A 17,957-nucleotide genomic window follows, 5' to 3' on the forward strand; every position below is an offset into this window, starting at 1 on the left:
ATGTAATCTCCTTACATGCCACGTTCATTATTGTCTGTATGTAATGCTCTTGATACGTCCAGTAATATTCTTTTTCGCCCAGAGCAATTTATTTTCGTTCATATCAAAACAGTAAATGCTTCCCACAAGCTGACCTGAAGCCGCGTTTGTAGCTACATAAAGCTTATTGCTTCCTTCTAAGATGAGCATATCAGCGATAGTCTCACTGGCATCTCCAAAGGTTGTTAATGCGCTTTGTGGGAAATTACCACCAGACAATACGTTGTAAGCATACAGCTTATTACCAGCAGAATAGTAAACTAAGTTCTTCTCTGGAGATACGCGTACAACTGATTGTGTGGTCAAACCCGCAGTAGCTGGTACAGCAGCCTCATCTTTTACAACTGCTGCCTCAACCTTAGTAGCTGTAGAAGGATAGAAGCCTGGGAAGATATAATAGCACTTAAACTTTGATGAAGTAGCATTCCATGTGAGTAAAACGATGTTACGCTCGTTGTCAACAGGTCCCATACCAACAAGTGTTTCACCCGTAAACTTACCTTTCAATAACTCAACAGGCACCTTACCTGTAGCCTGTACCTTTTGTGCGACCAATCGTCCTTCAGCATTATCAAACATTACGTAGCCTTGTACATAACGTAGGTCTTGCTGCTTCCAAGCTGTAGCAGCATCGGCTAAAGATATGTCGGAACCTAAAGCATCCTTTATTGACTTACCTAAGTTGAAGGGTGTTGTCTCTGAGAGTGTCAATCGGTTTGGCACATGATTTACCATTATCAGCATTGACTTAGGATATGTCAAGGCACTCTTTCTAAGATATGTAACATCACCTGTACTATTTGTAGTGAAGCGCATATTCATCAGATTACCGTCGAACTCATAGATAGTACTTGGACTCCCCACGGCAACAAACAAGAGTGGAGTCTTGTTATCACGTGCTAACGCATAATCAATTCCCTTAGGTTCTCCTGTGAAATCAATGCTTGGATTATTCTTTTGCAGAACATCTAAGTCAAAAGTCTTTGTACTTCCTTCCTCGGGTAGATAAGAAACAATTGTCTTTCCGCTATTACTTGCTAATATGTAAAGACCATCAACATAAGAGTATTGTACATTTAGTCCAAACTCATAATATTGAATATTATCTCCATTGCTCACCTTTAATCGACATGGAAAAGAGCCGAAGTCCTTACAAACATATTTAAGAGAAGCATCGGTCGATACAACCTTACCATTTACTTCCCACTCATAGTCAACCTTCTTTTGCTCATTTGTCTGTACGACATTAGGCGAAATCTTCAATGTATCCCATCTATTAAGGGTATATTTCTCCTGTAAGTCCTGTGCCAATGACAACTTAGACGAATTGCCAGAAGGACCATAAGACTCGTCTTTTATACATGACTGAAATGACAATGCCACTAATGGGAGTGCCAAGAGAAGATATAAATATTTCTTTATCATCTTATTTCTTATTTATCTGTTTACCAATATTCATTCTATCATAAGGTATAATCATCGTTTTATCGTAAACCAAAGTTCCTTATTGAAACGATACTCAGTGTACACTCGATTATACCTTAAGACAAGTAACAATACCTATCCTACTTTTTACAACTCATCTGGATGCGCTGCAAAGTAAGCAATTACCTCCTGCACATGCTGATACAGATAGCCTTGTGCCGTTACATCAGAGCCTTCTATGATATCTCTGATAGTAGCCTCATTACTATCATAATAAGCAAGTAACTTACGATACTTGTTTTTGGTAAAGGCTCCTAAACCCCAGTAACTCTCCATCACTTCCCAGAAATCAGGCTTAGAGAGTACGTTGTTAAAGGTTATTTTAACCGTATTGTTCTTGGTAAGTCTTGTTCCCAACTTATCCTTCCCTACTAAATTCAATACCAATCGTATTGAATCGTCCTTATCTTCAGATAAGTTAGCACGTATCAACGTTACCGGAACATAGGTACGATAAGCATTAGGAGCGAAACGCAAGGTGTCAGCATTAAGTGTGTAATGCTTCCCTGCAACAGCTGTTGTACCCTTACCAACTTCTACACTGAAAGACTGCGCCTCAGTAGAAAGATTACCTACGAGCTGCACAGGGAGATAAACCACGTGTGTAAGTGTATCAACAGGCTTTACTCCGAATGAGTAATTCACAACGGTATCACCCGGTTGTGCATAATAGAAGCTAACTTGATTTGTTGGTTCAAACATGCCGTCAGAACTATGTTCACCATCAAAGTCGACGTTGCTGCATGCTGCAAATATGGTTACACCAGCGCAAACAAGTAGTATATTTCTTATTGTTTTTTTCATTTTCATAAAGTGTTTAATAACTTACTGTCCTCCGAACTCTTTCTCCGTTTCTGGCCAAGGCAAGACGAAGATGGAATTAGATGGCTGACGTGTGGTAATACCTCTAAAGTCAGTAAATGCTTTGTTATAGTGCTTTAACGCATAGAACGTTTGTCCTTCTCCAGGCATCTCACGCATACGCTCACGCAACATCTCCTTATTGAAAGCCTCGCGTGTTGCTACCTTTGCGCTATCAACATCCTCTAATCCACGACTTTTTCTTACTTCATTGAGTAATCTAACAGCCTCTGTCTTATTACTATCGTATGTACATTCACTTAAGATATAATACATCTCTGGCAAACGGATTAGTGTCAAGCCCTGTAAAGGATTGCTATTCACCTGTGCATCACTCTCTAAGAATCTTACAAAAGAATAGGTCTTCAAACCATCTGGTGTAGTATTCTGTCTGTAATAGCCTGTGTAACGCAAGTCTGTACTTGTAGCCGAGAAAGCTGATGTCTCATACAGATTCTCAAGATCTCTACGTCCTTCTGTGAATGTACCACGTGCTGTCTGTGATAAGAAAAGTGTAGAGATAGTGCTTGAAAGCGTATTGTTATACAAGCCGAAGATCAATTCTCCTGCTGCAGGGAAACGCTTTACATCACTCAATGAGCTATACTTCTTCAATGAGAAGTTATTGGTTGCATCGATTACCTGCTTAGCATACTTAGCCGCATTCGCCTCGTCACCCATAGCATAGTAAACTCTTGCCTTTGTAGCAGCCACAGCATACTTATTAAAGAACACAGCACGTCCTTTCAGATAGTCACTGGAAGCTGTTGTCTCAACGTTTACTACATTATCGTTCTTCAAAAGTTCTTCAGCTTTATCCAAATCCGACAATATCGCTTCATACGTTTTATGCAAAGTCAATAACTTCTTATTATTGAGGTCGAAAGACGTTGAGTATGGTATACCACGTGTTGACGCATTGCTTTGACCATAGTCTTCAGCAAAAAGACGAACGAGGTCGAAGTGCATAAAGGCACGTAAGCCATAGCACTCACCACGCATCAAAGGCAGTTCCGCATGCTCAAACTTAGCATTCTCTGTTTGATCAATTATATTATTGACGTATGCTATTGCTTGATATTGCTTTGTCCAAATAGCATCAACGATTGAGCGTACATCACTACGCATATAATCGTATTGTCCTACGAAGTAGCTTGTCTCTGATGAGTTATCGTAACCAAAGATTTGTCCTAACTGGTCTACGAAACCAAAGCCTAAGTTGCCACCATATAAGTCTGATGTTGCCATACTACCATAAGCACCATACATTGCATTACGGAAACCACGGATAGATGAGAACTGCTCTTCCTCATCAACTTGTCCTGCTGGTTGAACATTTATAAAGTCGTTACACGATACCACAGATAGCATCATGACAGCACCTACCAATAGTTTTGTATAATATGATATTCTCTTCATATTCGTTTTTTCTTATTGTTACCTAAATAGTCTTTCACCATTATATTAATGTGTCAGCCATCATCGGTTTAAAATCCAAGTCTTACTGAGAACTCTACACTTCGCTCATAAGGATAACTTAATCCGCGCTCACGTTTTACAGATGAGAGGTAGAAGAGGTCGTTAGCCAACATCTCCAAGTGTAAACGCTTCAAGCCATATCGCTTAATGAATGTCAATGGCACTTCGTATGCTAACGAGAGACTGCTCAGCGTAATATAATTATTTGTCTCAACAAATCGTGATGTCTGCATAGGTACGCTTGAATCGCTAATTCGCTTGTACTTTGCTTGCTGACCTACTTCCTTCCATCTACTGCTAAATACACGTTCGTCAGCGTTATAGCGTGGGTCGGCACCCTCCACCTTACTTGCTAACGTCTGGTTATAGACAGCTCCACCGAAAGAATAACGCATAGACATTCCCATTGAGAACTGCTTATAGGTAAGGTAAGAACCGATTGAACCCATACCAAATGGCGTGGTATCGCCATATACTACCTTGTCATTAGGATCGTAAACGAACGTAAGGCTGCCATCACGCTTAATGAAAACTTCATTACCCGTGATAGGGTCGATACCAGCTGAAGAAACTACCTTCAATGCTGTCAACGATTGACCTTCCTCATAGATAGGCAATGGTGTCACACCACCCTTTGCTTGGTTCTTCTCGTTTTGTTCACGAAGCGCGTTACTAATCTTCTTAATCTTATTCTTGTTGTAGGCATAGTTAAGGCTCAACGACCACTCCCAATCCTTATTCTTAATAGGGATAACACGTGTCTGGAACTCGAATCCATGATTCTCTACCTCTCCGACATTCTCACGTGACGTGGTGATACCCAATGATGGAGCCTTAGTGATGTCAAGCAACAAGTTGTCTGTATTCTTTACATAAACATCTGCCGAGAAGTCCCAGCGTCCCTTGAACATTGTGAGGTCAAGACCGAGGTTGGCACTGAGTGTTCTCTCCCACTTAAGGTTCTTGTTTCCAATACCCATTGGTACGGCACCAATACCTTTTATATAGTTAAGACCAGCCAAACTGGTATACATTGTCAACGCCTGATAGGGTTCAAACGAGATGTTTCCAAGATAACCCAAACTTGCACGAAGCTTTAACAACTGGAAAGGTGAACCTTTAAGGAACTTCTCATTATGAATATTCCATCCTGTTCCCACACTCCAGAAAGGTGCAAAACGAGAGTTCTTACCAAACTTAGACGAACCTTCATAACGATAAATTACATCTAAGAAGTAACGGTTATCCCATATTGTGTTAAGGTTTACGAAGAAACCTGCACCATTATACTTATTGTCTACACCACCTGGTTTACCTGTTGGATAGTTTCCTGCCAACAATGGGTGGGCTACATTGTCTGAATAATAACCTACAGAACCATACCTACTACCATCGACAGAGTTTGACTCAATCGTTGCACCTGCCATCGTCGTAAGGAACAGCTTACTAAATATATAGTTATTGTATGACACCATCAACTTACCCTGATAGGTCGTTGTACTGGTGAAAGTCTCTGTCAGGCTTCCTCTGCGTGACACATCGGCTACGTTCTTAATCTGATCTGCCGAGAATGGTGACACAAAGTTACGTCCTTCATATTTCGTCTTTTGTATTGAGAAGTCTCCATCAATTCTGAACTTCTCACCCAACCATAACTGAAGTGTTGTTGTGTTTAATACGTCAAGCGTATTTCCTCTGTTGAAACTACCTAACGATGCCTCATACAAAGGGTTAGAGAGGTCATAATTCAACTTTGGTTTCAATGCGCCATACTCATCATATGGATATTCATATGGGTTCTGCTTCACCCACTCAGAGAAGTCACCATATGGCGACTGAGTTGATTTTACAGATGAGATAGTAGCCGTATTACTGATAAAGAACTTACCAGAAAGGTTATATGAGAGCTTGAAGTTTGTTGACAAACGCTCACGACTCGAACCCTTCATTACACCTTCCTCATCTCCATAACGCACACCTAAGTTATATCGTGCGTGCTCATCACCTCCGTCGATACTTACACTATGCTGTGAAGAAACCGCATTACGCAATGGCTTCTTAATCCAGTCGGTTGTTACACCGTCTTGAATCTGGTTGTAATAGAATGCATACTTGTTTTGCAGCGCATATTGGTCCGCTAAGTTGGTCGCTGTGTAAAGACCTGCCAAGCGCTCGTACTCAAGCTTTTGTGATGCTGAGAGCAATTTATAATCGCTCAAATCAGGAGTTGACAAACGTAATGTTCCGTTATAATTAAATCTCAACTTACCACCCTTGAGTGCCTTCGTTGTGATAACAATAACACCTGCAGAAGCCTTCGCTCCATAGAGTGCTGATGCCGATGCATCTTTGAGTACAGTGATTGACTCGATATCGTTCATATCCATATCATTGACATAGTCTACCTTTACCTGCGAACCGTCAACAACGAATACAGGTAAGTTAGCTTGACCTGAGAAGGTAGCACGTCCACGAATATTGATATCAGCAATCTTATTTGGGTCAGATCCGCCAAGGTTATCTTCTAACACGCTAAGACCTGGCACAAAGTTAGCCAAACTCGTAAGTACATTTTTTGTACCAACAGACAACAATTCGTCTTTCTTTATAGATACCTGCGAACCTGTAAAACTGTTTCTATTCTTTGTTGCAAAACCTGTTACGACGACTTCACCCAACTCACCAATGTCTTCCTGCATCGTGAAGTTACCAGCCGTACCATTCTTTACCTTTTTTTCTAAAGGCTTATATCCTATATAATTAAAGGTAAGTGTAACCTCTGGCAAGTCGGTATTAATTTCATACTGACCATCTAAATTCGTAATATAACCGCCATTAAAGCCTTTCATTCGAATAGTTACACCAGGCAGAGGCAAACCGTCTTTATCGGTTACCTGTCCATATACTCCCTTCCGTTTCTCTTGTGTTGGTTTACGAACAAGTTTCACGCTGTTGCCATCAATACTATAGCTAAAACCAGTCTTATTAAAGACTTGTCCTAACACGGCACGAACAGGCTGCGCTTGTGCGTCAATATTAACTTTCTCCGCTTGAGATAGTAGTTCGGGAGTCACATCAAATTGTAATCCTGTTTGCTTTGACACTTCATCTAAGAAGGTCTTCATTTCTGTTTGCTTCATAGACAGCGTCACCACCATCTTATCGACATCTTGTGTTTGTGCCGATACCGTTGACCCTATACTAAGCATTAACATCAGAGCCAGTACTGCCCAAATTCGTAATACGAGATTACTTTTTTGCATTTCTTTTCTCATTTCCCCTCTGGTACTTTAATGTTTAGAACTATTTTTATAAATTAAAAAAGTAGAATACAAATTATACTGATATTCTTTTTATTAAAGCCGCTTTTTAAACAGCGAATCTACAAAAGTACACAAAAAACAAAAACCTTGCAAATATTTTTTAAGTTTATATATTAAAAACATATCATTTCATAACATCTATCATGAATATTTGATTGAAACCTAAAATATTGTTTCTTTGCCTATTCTTTACATTGTCTTTCTGCCATTTATGCCTTCACTTAGCCACAACCAATAAATGTGTGTAAATATTTTTCGTACACCTTGAATTTTATATATGGTCTTTAGCCTTCGAAAAGGGGCTTAATAGGCTTCTAAAAGATGCCCTTTTGAAGTCTTACTAACGCCCTTTTGAGCCCTTAGTAAGCACCTTTTAAAACACAAGTTGATAACATACTGTATATCTGATAGTTACAGACGTCTTTAGAAATGCTATTTTATACGCATGAAAAGGAGATTTAGCTCGAAGTTATGTAAAAATATTTCGCAATAATAAAAGAGTCGGTAGATTCAGGTACCCAGTGTGAAATCAAAATTAACCCATGCGGTCATTAGAGCCTAAACATATTTTGGGTTCATCAGGATTTGGGAGTGATAAGGTTTGCCACTTGCGTTTAGAGTTTGAAGAAATGTCACACGGAGGCACGGAGAGAACGGAGGATTAATAAAACAAAACAATGGAAGGCACGGAGGCATCGTCAGTGTATAGAGCGACGGAGCTTGTTTGCCAATTCTATTAACAATTTATACACAAAGCGTTTATCCCAACAGAGTTATCAAGAATCTGTACGCTACACCTCCGTAACATTGCGTTTAACTCCGTCCACTCCGTGACTCTGTGTGCCATATTATTTGAGCGTCTTAGTTTATCAGTCTATCTTACGAGAGGAGCCAACATCATACGTTTAAAAGATAGTATACAAAAAACGGGATTACCTTCGTAAAGGCAACCCCGTAAAACTATTATAACTTAGGATTATTTAATGTAATAAGAATACTGCTTCCAACCTAATGGAAAGGTTATTATGCAGAGACTTATAACGCCTTTAGATAAAAATCTATTAACGTAACTTATAGCCCTTGAACGCATAGAACAAGATATAGCCAAAGCATACAAAGCAAAGACCATAGGCATATCGAGCATCTGAAACATCCTTTAAAAGACCAAACAGTACTGTAATTGCTGCTCCACCGATAAGTCCCATCGTCAAGAGTGATGAACCCTTCTTGGTAAACTTACCCAAATCCATCAATGCCAAAGGCCAAAACGCTGGCCACATCAGTGAACATCCTAAAGCCATGACACCGACACTATATATACTGTAAACTCCAGGAAGAAGAACAACAAGAGTCGTTCCCAACAAGGCTACGAATGAACAAATCTGCAAAGCACGTGTCTGAGAAAGATACTTAGGAATCAGAATGATTCCTGCTATATATCCAATACTAATACTAATCGGAGTTATCCAAGAATAGTTTTCTGGATGAGCAAGTCCTAACTCATTCGCATAGTCAATGAGCGTTCCCAACACAATAGTCTCTGCACCAACATAAAAGAAGATGGCAATAGCACCCAGAACCAAGTGTGGGAACTGGAAAACAGACTTCTTACTGTTTGCATAAGCAGATACTTCTTGGTCAACCTCATCAGTCTCACTGCTATCCTCACCTGCTGCCTTCACCTCTGGCAATGGTGACAAAAGAGCCACTACACCCAAAGCAACGAACAGACAAATAATCACAGCAAAAGGTTTACCTAAATCATCTATCGCAACACTACCTGAAGCACCTGCGAAAAGAGCAATAAAGAGGGGTGACACTGGCCAAGCTAACTTGTTGATCATACCCATAATAGAGATACGCTTTGCAGCACTCTCCGTTGGTCCCAATATTGTTACATAAGGATTTATAGCTGCCTGTAAGAAGGTGTTAGCCGTTCCACAGAAAAAGGAAGCTGCCAGAAACAAAGGAAAACTCTTTGCATCTGCCGAGAAGATAAACACTCCAAAACCTACAGCAAACATTCCGAACGCAATAGCCATCGTACGCTTATATCCTATCTTGCTGATTAACATTCCCGCAGGATAGCCAAAGATAAGGAATGGCAAGAATGTTGCACCAATGAGCATATATGCTTCCATTGAAGAAACGCTTAACGACACCTTCAATACTGGAACCAACAATGAATTTATACCCAAGGCAAATCCACAAGTGAAAAACATAAGCCCTAAGAATGCCATAGGGACAAGGAAACTCTTTTGTTCTTTCATAAATCTACTATGCTACACTATTAATGAATACTTCACTTAAATAATATGGGACAACATGATATCTTCTTTTGTTGATTAGAGTAATGTTATGTCCACGAACAAATCCCTAAAACCTATCATCAACAACTGACATACTCCATCATATTAAACTGTTGGAAGGCCCAACAAATATTACCCTGCATTCTGTCATTTCAAGAAAAAACCTAACCCAAGTGTTGCAATAAAAGTCACATTAAATCTTGATTGACGATGCAAAGGTATAAAAAAAACGCGAAAAACTATCACAACTTGATATTTTTTCGCGTTTAATCTCTTTGTTTGAGGATTATAAAGCTATTATTTCGTACGCCTGAGTATCTCATCACGGCATTCTTCCATCAGCCATTTTGGCGTACTCGTAGCCCCACAGATACCTACTGTTTCAACTCCTTCAAACCAACTCATGTCGATTTCGTCTGCACTCTCAACTTGATGGGAGTTTGGGTTTACACTCAAACATTCGTGAAAGAGGACCTTACCATTTGAACTCTTACGGCCTGCCACAAAGAGAATCAAGTCGTGACGGGCAGCAAAGGTAGAAATGTTTGGCATACGATTAGCAACCTGTCGGCAGATGGTATCAAAGCTTTGGAACTTTGCTTTGGGTGAGATATGACTTTGAATGTATTCTATAATCTTATGAAACTCATCCAAACTCTTTGTCGTCTGTGAGTAGAGATAGATATCATTATTAAAGTCTAACGCCTTAACATCTTCAAACTTCTCTATCACAATCGCCTGACTATGGGTCTGACCAACAAGTCCAAGCACCTCGGCATGACCATTCTTTCCAAAGATAACAATGGAAGAGGAGGCACTAAGCTCTTGTCCCTCGCCTACTGCAGGAGGAAGAGAAACAGAGGAAATAGAGGTTTCCACCGCTTCATTCGTTACTGGCTTAAGGCTTGAAGGTTCATCAACAGCAACTCCGCCCTTTGAAGATATCATATAAGAAGGTTGACGACCTTTCTCATACTGTGTCTTAATACGACGCTGAAGGGCAAGAACCACAGGGCAAGTAGCATCGATAATCTCAATGTTATTACGTCTTGCAAGTTCGTAAGTCTCAGGTGGTTCGCCATGTGCACGCAGCAAAACCTTCACGTTATGTAGTTCGCGCATCTGCTCATGATTAATCGTGATGAGTCCTTTCTTTGTGAGGCGTTCCACCTCCATACTGTTATGTACGATATCACCTAAGCAATAGAGCTTTGTACCCTTTGCCAATTCTTCTTCGGCTTTCTTAATAGCAGTGGTCACACCGAAGCAAAAACCACTACCGTTATCTATCTCTATTTGAAGCATTTCTTTTTAAGGAATTAAGGAGTTGAGAAGTTAGGGGAGTTAAGATAACATCCCCTACTCCACAACTCTATCATATAACTTGTTTACTCGTTTACTTGTAGACTTGTTCACTTGTCTACTCATCTACTTGAAAATGAATAGAGTTAAAACAACACTTTGAATCGACAACTCTATCAAATAACTTGTTTACTCGTTCGCTTGTCAACTCGTCTACTCATTTACTCGTATAACCTCTGCACCTGTACGTCCACTATACTCTGGTGCGTATGCACATTGCGCAGTGCAGGTTCCTGTCTGATAAACACCTGCTCGGTCAATATAATATTCTGTCTCAACGACATGCTTACCTTTTGCCATCTGATCGAAGTAGTAATTAGTGGTGTAATCCTTTGGAGCAATGTAGTATCCCCAATGATATCCACTCAACTGACTAACAGGCTCAAGGCAGGCAGCACGCTTGTCAACTACTTGTACAAAGTCGTAATCACGGTCAGCAATGATCGTCAAACGGATACGCACCTTGTCACCAACTTTAAGGTTCCTTCCTCTCTTCAACAGTACGCTATCAACCAAGACCTCACGCTTAATCTTCAAGCCAGATGAAGCATCAGAGATATCTGTTGACGTCTGGAAGAACTGCGCATAGACAGCACCCCAGCTTGTGCCAGTGCTTGTCTTGCTGATAACCAAATCATGACTTTCAGACGATTGGAAATCAACTGGCTGTGTAGCCTTCACATAACCCAAACCTGCCGTAGGCTGTGTTGTCTGCAATGGTTTGTTATCAAGCATCAACGTAGCATGCTCTCCATTCTGCATCAACCAATTGCCATTGTTCATAAATGCCCAAATAGCATTCACTGAGTTCAATGGTGTATCCCAAGCCTGCGTACGCTTCTCCTGTAAGAGCCAACGCTGCATCTCAACAAGCGTCTTACCATCAGTAGGAGTAATCGTCTTTATCGCCTCGATAGCAGCCACCTCTGTTGGAATCTTATAATCACGCCAGCTGTAATAAGCGTTTTTAGAATCGAAGTAACGTCCCTTTTCTTCCATATAAACCGTATATTCCTTGATACTCTGCAGGTATTCACGTGCCTTTTCAACCTTACCATACTGCTGAAGGATTACTGCAGTATTCGCTTTACCGTAGATAGTTAAGTCCGTAGGTTTCTTGGTCAGGCGGTCGATGAGGTACTTTATGTCATTTGTAGCTCGGTCATGATAGAACAAAGCATTGGTGTAAAGATAATCACAAAGGTCATCAGATGGGAAGAGTATCGTATTATACCTCTTCTCATCACGCTTCATCTCAGCCACACACTTAGCTACCTTCTTATCCATAAAGCGGAAAGAAGCGTTAATCATGTTTGTTACCTCTGGGCTTGGACTGGTAAGGTTCTGCAAACGAGCAAGCGTCTTCGTCACCGCAACAGTCATATACAGACTTCCCTTCATTCCTTGCCACCAAGAGAACGAACCATCAGAGTTTTGCAGTTTCTTTAGACTTGAGAATGTTGATGTCAACTTGTTCTGCAACTGATTCTCATCGAAGAAACGCACGAGTTGCTGTTTCTGTTCGCTTTCATTCTTAGCATCCATCACCCAAGGAGTCTCGTCAAGTGTCAAAGACTTGAGTTCTTGGTTCTTCTCCAAAGCCGACATCATTGACGTTTCTTTACCCGTTTCCTTCTTCCATTGCTCAATAGTCTGCTTAATCGATGGGGAAGTACTCATGATCTGCTTACCCAAACGGTTTGCATAATAAGCCGAAACAAGACTGATAGCATTCTTTTCACTTACATCTGCGACATAAGGCAATGCCTGAATCATCAGCCAATTAGGGTTATTGGTGTACTCTACTGTCAGCTTCTGATCCGTACTCTTCTTTGGGAAAAGCTTACCAACATTAATCGTCTTCACCCCTGCCTCATTCTGAGTAAACGGATAGGTGTTTGTTACATACTCCTTATTCTGAAGAACTGAGAGGTAATGTTGCTCACCATCAGAGAAGCCATCGCCCTCAACCATGAAGCGAACAACGAGCAAGGACTGGTCAGCTGTAAGTTTATTGGCATTCTTCGCCAACAATGAAGCTAAACTATACGTTGCTGAACCACTCCCCTGTGCCTTCAAAACAACAGCTTTACTATCCGTAAAGAGCACCTTCTCTGTTGCAGGATCAAGGATTTCAACCTTTGCTTTTGCATTGATATCTTTCTCAGATTGATTGAACAAACGAGCAGAAACCATTGCTTCGTCACCCAAACGAACAAAGCGAGGCATATTAGGCTGCACCATCAAAGTCTTCTGAGCAACAATATCATCAGAAAGGAAGCCATTGTTCATATCCTCATCGTGTGCCAATCCCATGAAACGCCAAGTAGTAAGGCTCTCTGGAAGCGTAAACTTAATACTTACATTACCCTTTCCATCCGTCTGCAACTGTGGATAGAAGAAGGCTGTCTCATTGAGATTCTCACGCATAGAAGGCTTTACATTCTTCAGTTCGTCCTTCTCTTGTTTTATCTCCTCATCTTTCTTTACTACAGGAGCTGTAAATTTCACTTTCATTTCCTTAGTAGGTCCGAAGCCAACCTTAACGACCTCATTCATAGAAGACTCCTTTGCCAAAGCCATTGACTTAACGGCACGTGTCATGCTTACCATTCGGTCTTCTCTTGCTGAATAAATATAAGCATCTGGCGTATCATAATCTTCTAAGAAGCGACTATCAAATCTCGAGAACGACAACCACTCTACATCAAAAGGTTTGATATTAGCTTCCCATGAAAGACCCAAACCAGAATAGTCAGGACTCTCCCAATTAACAGATGTATAGTTAAGCGAGAAGAAGTTGCCTAAGTTCCATGAATTAGACAAGAACTGATCAAGACTCTTGTCATAAAGTGTTGCCATCAGTTGAGCATTGGCAGCCTTACCATCAGGACGATTAATAGTTACTGTCCATTCCTCCTGCTGACCAGGGATAAGTTTATTACGGAAGGTCTTCCATTTCACAATTAAGCTCTTATCTGGTAACGGACGCATAATCCTTTCTGAATGAGAATACATTATGCCATTCTTTACCCAAGCATAATTAAGAAATATCTCATCACCATACTCTTCCTTATAGACAAACTTGCGTGTCTGTATACTATTGCTTTGATTGAAAGAACCTGTTTCAATCACTTTATTACCTGAGAAGATAGAATAAACAACATACTGATTCTCATCACTTGAACCCACCTGCATATAGATAGGACCACCATCGCGAGGGAATTGGTTTCCACTCAGATAGAACCAGTCATGTGTCTCAATAACAGGACGCTTATCATCAAAAGAGAAGACGACAAAGTCCTCATCTATCGTATCTGTTCCGCAAATAGCATGTAGGCGATAAGCACCAGAATTCAAATCCATTATAGCAACATTCTCATTTGCCTTTGCGGTCTTGTAATCGCTATAAACATAATTATTCTTATCCTTCTGCTGTGGTACAATAACATACTTCACAGTTCCATCAACAGGAGATCCTGCAGCATTCAGATAATTAAACTTAATCGTTTTAAGACTGTCACGCAGGTTCTTCTCAGCAATATTACAAGAAAGACTTGCCTCCTTTGTTCCTAATGGCAATGAAGCAAAACCCTCATGTGTCTCACCTGCGGCATCAGTCACCGAAGCCTCAACTCTAAAGTTATAGAAAAGTGAACGATAACCCTTACCAGACTTCAGTTCCTTCTTGGCTTTGTCAGATAACACAAAAGGCACAGTAACAACAAACTCTCCCTTGTCGTCTGTGACAACATCTTGCTCGTTCACTTCCTCACTGTCTTCATAGAAGCGACTCCAATAGCTTATATTACGTGTAACGACATAATGCACCTTTGCACCTTGTACTGGTACACCAGCAAAACTCTTGGCACGACCAATCAACTTGATAGAATCACCGACAGCATACTTCTCCTTATACTCATCAAAGTTTACATCAAACGTTGGACGCTTATACTCATCTACTTGGAAACGCTTAGATCCTTTTGTTCCAAAATCAGCATAAATAGAGAAACTACCAGTCAGTCCACTTGTTGGAAGATTAAAGTCTGCTGCAGCAGTACCGAAACGGTCGGTGGTTACTGACTTACGTCCTATCTCCTTATAATTGGCATCTTTCAGAACCATATCGAAGGTTTGTCCGCCTGCAGCCTTAGTCTTATAGTCTTGCTTGGTGTTCTGATAAGCAATGACAGATGCGTGCACCGTCTGCCCAGGACGATAGATAGCTCTATCCGTGAAGACCTGAGTTACCATCTTGTCATAGTTCACCTTGTCGTAATCATACGACCCCTCCAGTTGAGTTTCTTCAAAGGCTTTATCCTTATTCGTAAAGACATAGATGTCAGGGGTAGTTCTTTCCGAGTCAAAGATGACCTCTCCATTCTTGTTCGTAACCAGTTTCTTAACGATAGAAGGCTTATCATTATAATAATTTGGATAGGTAGCCTGAACCGTTGCATTTGCTACTGGTTGACCATCCTCAACATTGACAACAACATACCGTGCTTTCTTCTTTGGCTGTAGTTCGCTCATGACATAGAGGTCACTAACATAGTAGAAAGCATATTCTGGTGTAAAATTCTTTTTAGGCGTTTCTACCTTAATGAGGTAAACACCCAAAGGTAATGTAGGCATTAAGAAAGAGTCTTTCACCTCTTCATAATCCTTATGACCAGTGAAAGTACGGGTTATCGTCTGCGTTGTTGCAGGCAACAGACTTGCCTTCAACTTAGCTATGTCGTCTTTATCTCCAAGACTGAGAGAATGATTACCTGACAGTTTCGTACGCGTAACCGTTATGACTACATCCGATACATTGCGCGTATTCAACTTAACCCAGTTATTCTTCTCCGTCGAGCTAACATTACGCTTATCGAAACTCACTTCAAACATCGGTCTTGTCAGTTCTGCACGAGCATTACGTAATGATGTGATTCTATTCCATGATGCCCAACGGACAAGTGCATTGTCGATATAGCCTATCTTTTCCTCAACCGAAGTATCTTCTCCCATACAAGCATAACGCTTCAACGCAACTTCTCCACATATCGGTAAGTCACTATATGCTTGCATGAGTGAGTCGAGCTTTGGAATACTCTCTTTCTCCTCCTTTATCCCCATCAACGCCGTGTAGCAAGCTGCCTCACGGTTTCCAACGCTTTTATAATAGCTATGTAATTTGTCGTAGTTACCCACCTGCATACCAATAACATGCAGTAGGTCACCCTTAAAGATATCATCGTTCTTACCTATCTTTATCAAAGGCTTAAAGTCGGCTGCTTTCTGACTTGCCAACAGAGAAGGGTTAGCAAGTGCCTTCTTGAAGTATTCGTCAGCATTTCCACTTTCTTCATTCCGTCCTATCACACCCAAGATACAATTGTAGACAGCCGACAAGACCTCATCCTTCCCTTCTACCATCTTTGCCTTTGCCTTCAATCGCTTTAACTCTACCTCAGCAGAGTCGGGTGCAATCTCTGTCTGTAATCTTGATGCTAACAGACTTGCTGCCAATATTTGCCCATAGGCTTTCTCTTTCTGTGCTTTCTGTTCAATCTTCTTTAACAAGCTGATTTGTGTCTTTGGTAAATCCTTTTGCTCAGCTTGATTTACTTGTTGCCATAAGGCGTCGAAGCTCTGTGCTGTTACAGTAATTGGCAACAACAGAAATATAATTGATAAAATGATAAGTGGTTTCTTCATACTCTCTTTCTTTTATTAATTGCAAAGATAATGCTTTTCAAGTAAAAAACGAAAGATGAGCTATGTATATTGTATAAGATGAATGCTACTACCGCACAATATAATTAAACTTATCAAAGTTTGTAAAACCCATCTCTTCCAACTGTTGTTGGCTTCGCTGGCGGTCTTCATCTGTATTATATTCAGGTATCAAGGGTAGACGGATGATTACCTTATCAGCATATCCGTTCGCTGCTAACCATTGAAGATTACTAACTACCTGCTTATTCTCTTTACATCCATACGCTTTGTAGATATCAGGGTTCATGTCCTTTATATCTACATACCACATCTGCACTAACGAGGCAATAGCTTTGACATTCTCAAGCGGCACGTTGAGCGATGTCTCTATTGTCAACTTCCATTCGGGATTCATTATCTCAGCAAAGGCCTTGATGAAGTCTGAACGTAAAAGGGGTTCACCACCTCCAAAACAGATACCGCCACCCGTTGCCACAAAGTAAAGATCGTCTATCTCTACCTCACTATACAACTCACCGGGTGTCAGCCTGCACCATACACCATCAGCCTGCAAGCACTGAGCGTTTAAGCAGTACTCGCAATGCAGCGGACAACCATGAAAGCCTACCAATGTTGTTACGCCTTCGCCATCCGTGGTGAGCCTGTGCCGATTAATGGCAATAAACGGTGCTGTTATTTCTGATTGCATTTCTCTTTATGTGATTGAGGAGCTGTGCTGTCGGCTAATTCTTTCTCTAAATACTCCCTATCTATCTCCCCTACTACGTCAAGAGAGGGTTCTAAACGGACAACCATATTATCAGGATTACGAATAGACTTCACTGCTATCACTTTATCCTCAAACCCATAAGATGAAAACACGAGGGTATCATTACGATTAACCTGCAATACAAAGCTTCCATCTTCGCCCAAAGACAGCCTCTTCTTACCTCCTAATAGCATAACATTAACTTCCGGAGCAGCCTTACCAGTAGATGAGTCGAGCACTCGTCCAATAATAACAATAGCATTCTTCAAATCTGCAGTGAGTGCTTTTGGTATCACTACTTTACCCATAACTGGCGTATCAGTAGAATCCTGAGCTTTATTCTCAACATTGCAAGCTTTGGGAGTATTCTGACATGATGTAAGCGGAACCGTAGCAACACAAAGACCAGTAGCCAAACCAGCCACTTTCATGCCCCATCCCTTGCGTTTCCGTTCTCTTAATTGCGCCTCTAAATAGCGTATCTCTGCCTCACAAGCAGGGCAAGTGCCTGCACACTCCCCTTCGTAATGACACTCCTTAGGCTGATAGCTGATACCATTCGCATCCGCTATCTGTTGCCGAATATCCTTTAGTAGCTTACAAGTACTCTTTCCTTTTGTCATAATA

9 protein-coding genes are annotated in these 17,957 nt (G+C 40.9%); all 9 read right to left on the reverse strand.

Annotation, left to right across the window (positions count from 1 at the left end):
• Positions 1-27: 27 nt before the first annotated feature.
• On the reverse strand, positions 28-1,464 hold the full coding sequence (locus HMPREF1505_RS07505; protein WP_036924207.1) for a PKD-like domain-containing protein: 1,437 nt from the start codon (positions 1,462-1,464) through the stop codon (positions 28-30).
• A 147-nt stretch (positions 1,465-1,611) separates the two neighbouring features.
• Complete coding sequence (locus HMPREF1505_RS07510) at positions 1,612-2,328, reverse strand: DUF4843 domain-containing protein (protein ID WP_231480372.1); 717 nt, start codon at positions 2,326-2,328, stop codon at positions 1,612-1,614.
• A 21-nt stretch (positions 2,329-2,349) separates the two neighbouring features.
• Positions 2,350-3,804 (reverse strand): RagB/SusD family nutrient uptake outer membrane protein, encoded by a 1,455-nt coding sequence (locus HMPREF1505_RS07515; RefSeq protein WP_013265907.1) that lies wholly within the window; start codon positions 3,802-3,804, stop codon positions 2,350-2,352.
• Positions 3,805-3,872: 68 nt separating this feature from the next.
• Complete coding sequence (locus tag HMPREF1505_RS07520) at positions 3,873-7,139, reverse strand: SusC/RagA family TonB-linked outer membrane protein (protein ID WP_036924211.1); 3,267 nt, start codon at positions 7,137-7,139, stop codon at positions 3,873-3,875.
• A 1,109-nt stretch (positions 7,140-8,248) separates the two neighbouring features.
• Positions 8,249-9,457: an MFS transporter gene (locus tag HMPREF1505_RS07525; RefSeq protein WP_013265638.1), complete on the reverse strand. Its 1,209-nt coding sequence runs from the start codon at positions 9,455-9,457 to the stop codon at positions 8,249-8,251.
• 336 nt (positions 9,458-9,793) lie between these two features.
• Positions 9,794-10,801 (reverse strand): 4-hydroxy-3-methylbut-2-enyl diphosphate reductase, encoded by a 1,008-nt coding sequence (locus tag HMPREF1505_RS07530; protein ID WP_036924213.1) that lies wholly within the window; start codon positions 10,799-10,801, stop codon positions 9,794-9,796.
• A gap of 210 nt (positions 10,802-11,011) precedes the next feature.
• Positions 11,012-16,561, reverse strand: a complete 5,550-nt coding sequence (locus HMPREF1505_RS07535; protein ID WP_036924215.1) for an alpha-2-macroglobulin family protein — start codon at positions 16,559-16,561, stop codon at positions 11,012-11,014.
• Positions 16,562-16,649: 88 nt separating this feature from the next.
• Complete coding sequence (locus HMPREF1505_RS07540; RefSeq protein WP_036924217.1) at positions 16,650-17,270, reverse strand: radical SAM protein; 621 nt, start codon at positions 17,268-17,270, stop codon at positions 16,650-16,652.
• Positions 17,255-17,953, reverse strand: coding sequence for a carboxypeptidase-like regulatory domain-containing protein (locus tag HMPREF1505_RS07545; RefSeq protein WP_036924220.1), 699 nt, complete (start codon positions 17,951-17,953; stop codon positions 17,255-17,257). The genes HMPREF1505_RS07540 and HMPREF1505_RS07545 overlap by 16 nt, the downstream gene beginning before the upstream one ends.
• Positions 17,954-17,957 lie beyond the last annotated feature (4 nt).

The organism is Prevotella sp. ICM33 (assembly GCF_000517825.1).
GTDB lineage: Bacteria > Bacteroidota > Bacteroidia > Bacteroidales > Bacteroidaceae > Prevotella > Prevotella melaninogenica.

Excerpts from the sequence above, each read along its gene's own strand:
- HMPREF1505_RS07505 (WP_036924207.1), bottom strand. The coding sequence starts at position 1,464 with ATGATAAAGAAATATTTATATCTTCTCTTGGCACTCCCATTAGTGGCA.
- HMPREF1505_RS07510 (WP_231480372.1), bottom strand. The coding sequence starts at position 2,328 with ATGAAAAAAACAATAAGAAATATACTACTTGTTTGCGCTGGTGTAACC.
- HMPREF1505_RS07515 (WP_013265907.1), bottom strand. The coding sequence starts at position 3,804 with ATGAAGAGAATATCATATTATACAAAACTATTGGTAGGTGCTGTCATG.
- HMPREF1505_RS07520 (WP_036924211.1), bottom strand. The coding sequence starts at position 7,139 with ATGAGAAAAGAAATGCAAAAAAGTAATCTCGTATTACGAATTTGGGCA.
- HMPREF1505_RS07525 (WP_013265638.1), bottom strand. The coding sequence starts at position 9,457 with ATGAAAGAACAAAAGAGTTTCCTTGTCCCTATGGCATTCTTAGGGCTT.
- HMPREF1505_RS07530 (WP_036924213.1), bottom strand. The coding sequence starts at position 10,801 with ATGCTTCAAATAGAGATAGATAACGGTAGTGGTTTTTGCTTCGGTGTG.
- HMPREF1505_RS07535 (WP_036924215.1), bottom strand. The coding sequence starts at position 16,561 with ATGAAGAAACCACTTATCATTTTATCAATTATATTTCTGTTGTTGCCA.
- HMPREF1505_RS07540 (WP_036924217.1), bottom strand. The coding sequence starts at position 17,270 with ATGCAATCAGAAATAACAGCACCGTTTATTGCCATTAATCGGCACAGG.
- HMPREF1505_RS07545 (WP_036924220.1), bottom strand. The coding sequence starts at position 17,953 with ATGACAAAAGGAAAGAGTACTTGTAAGCTACTAAAGGATATTCGGCAA.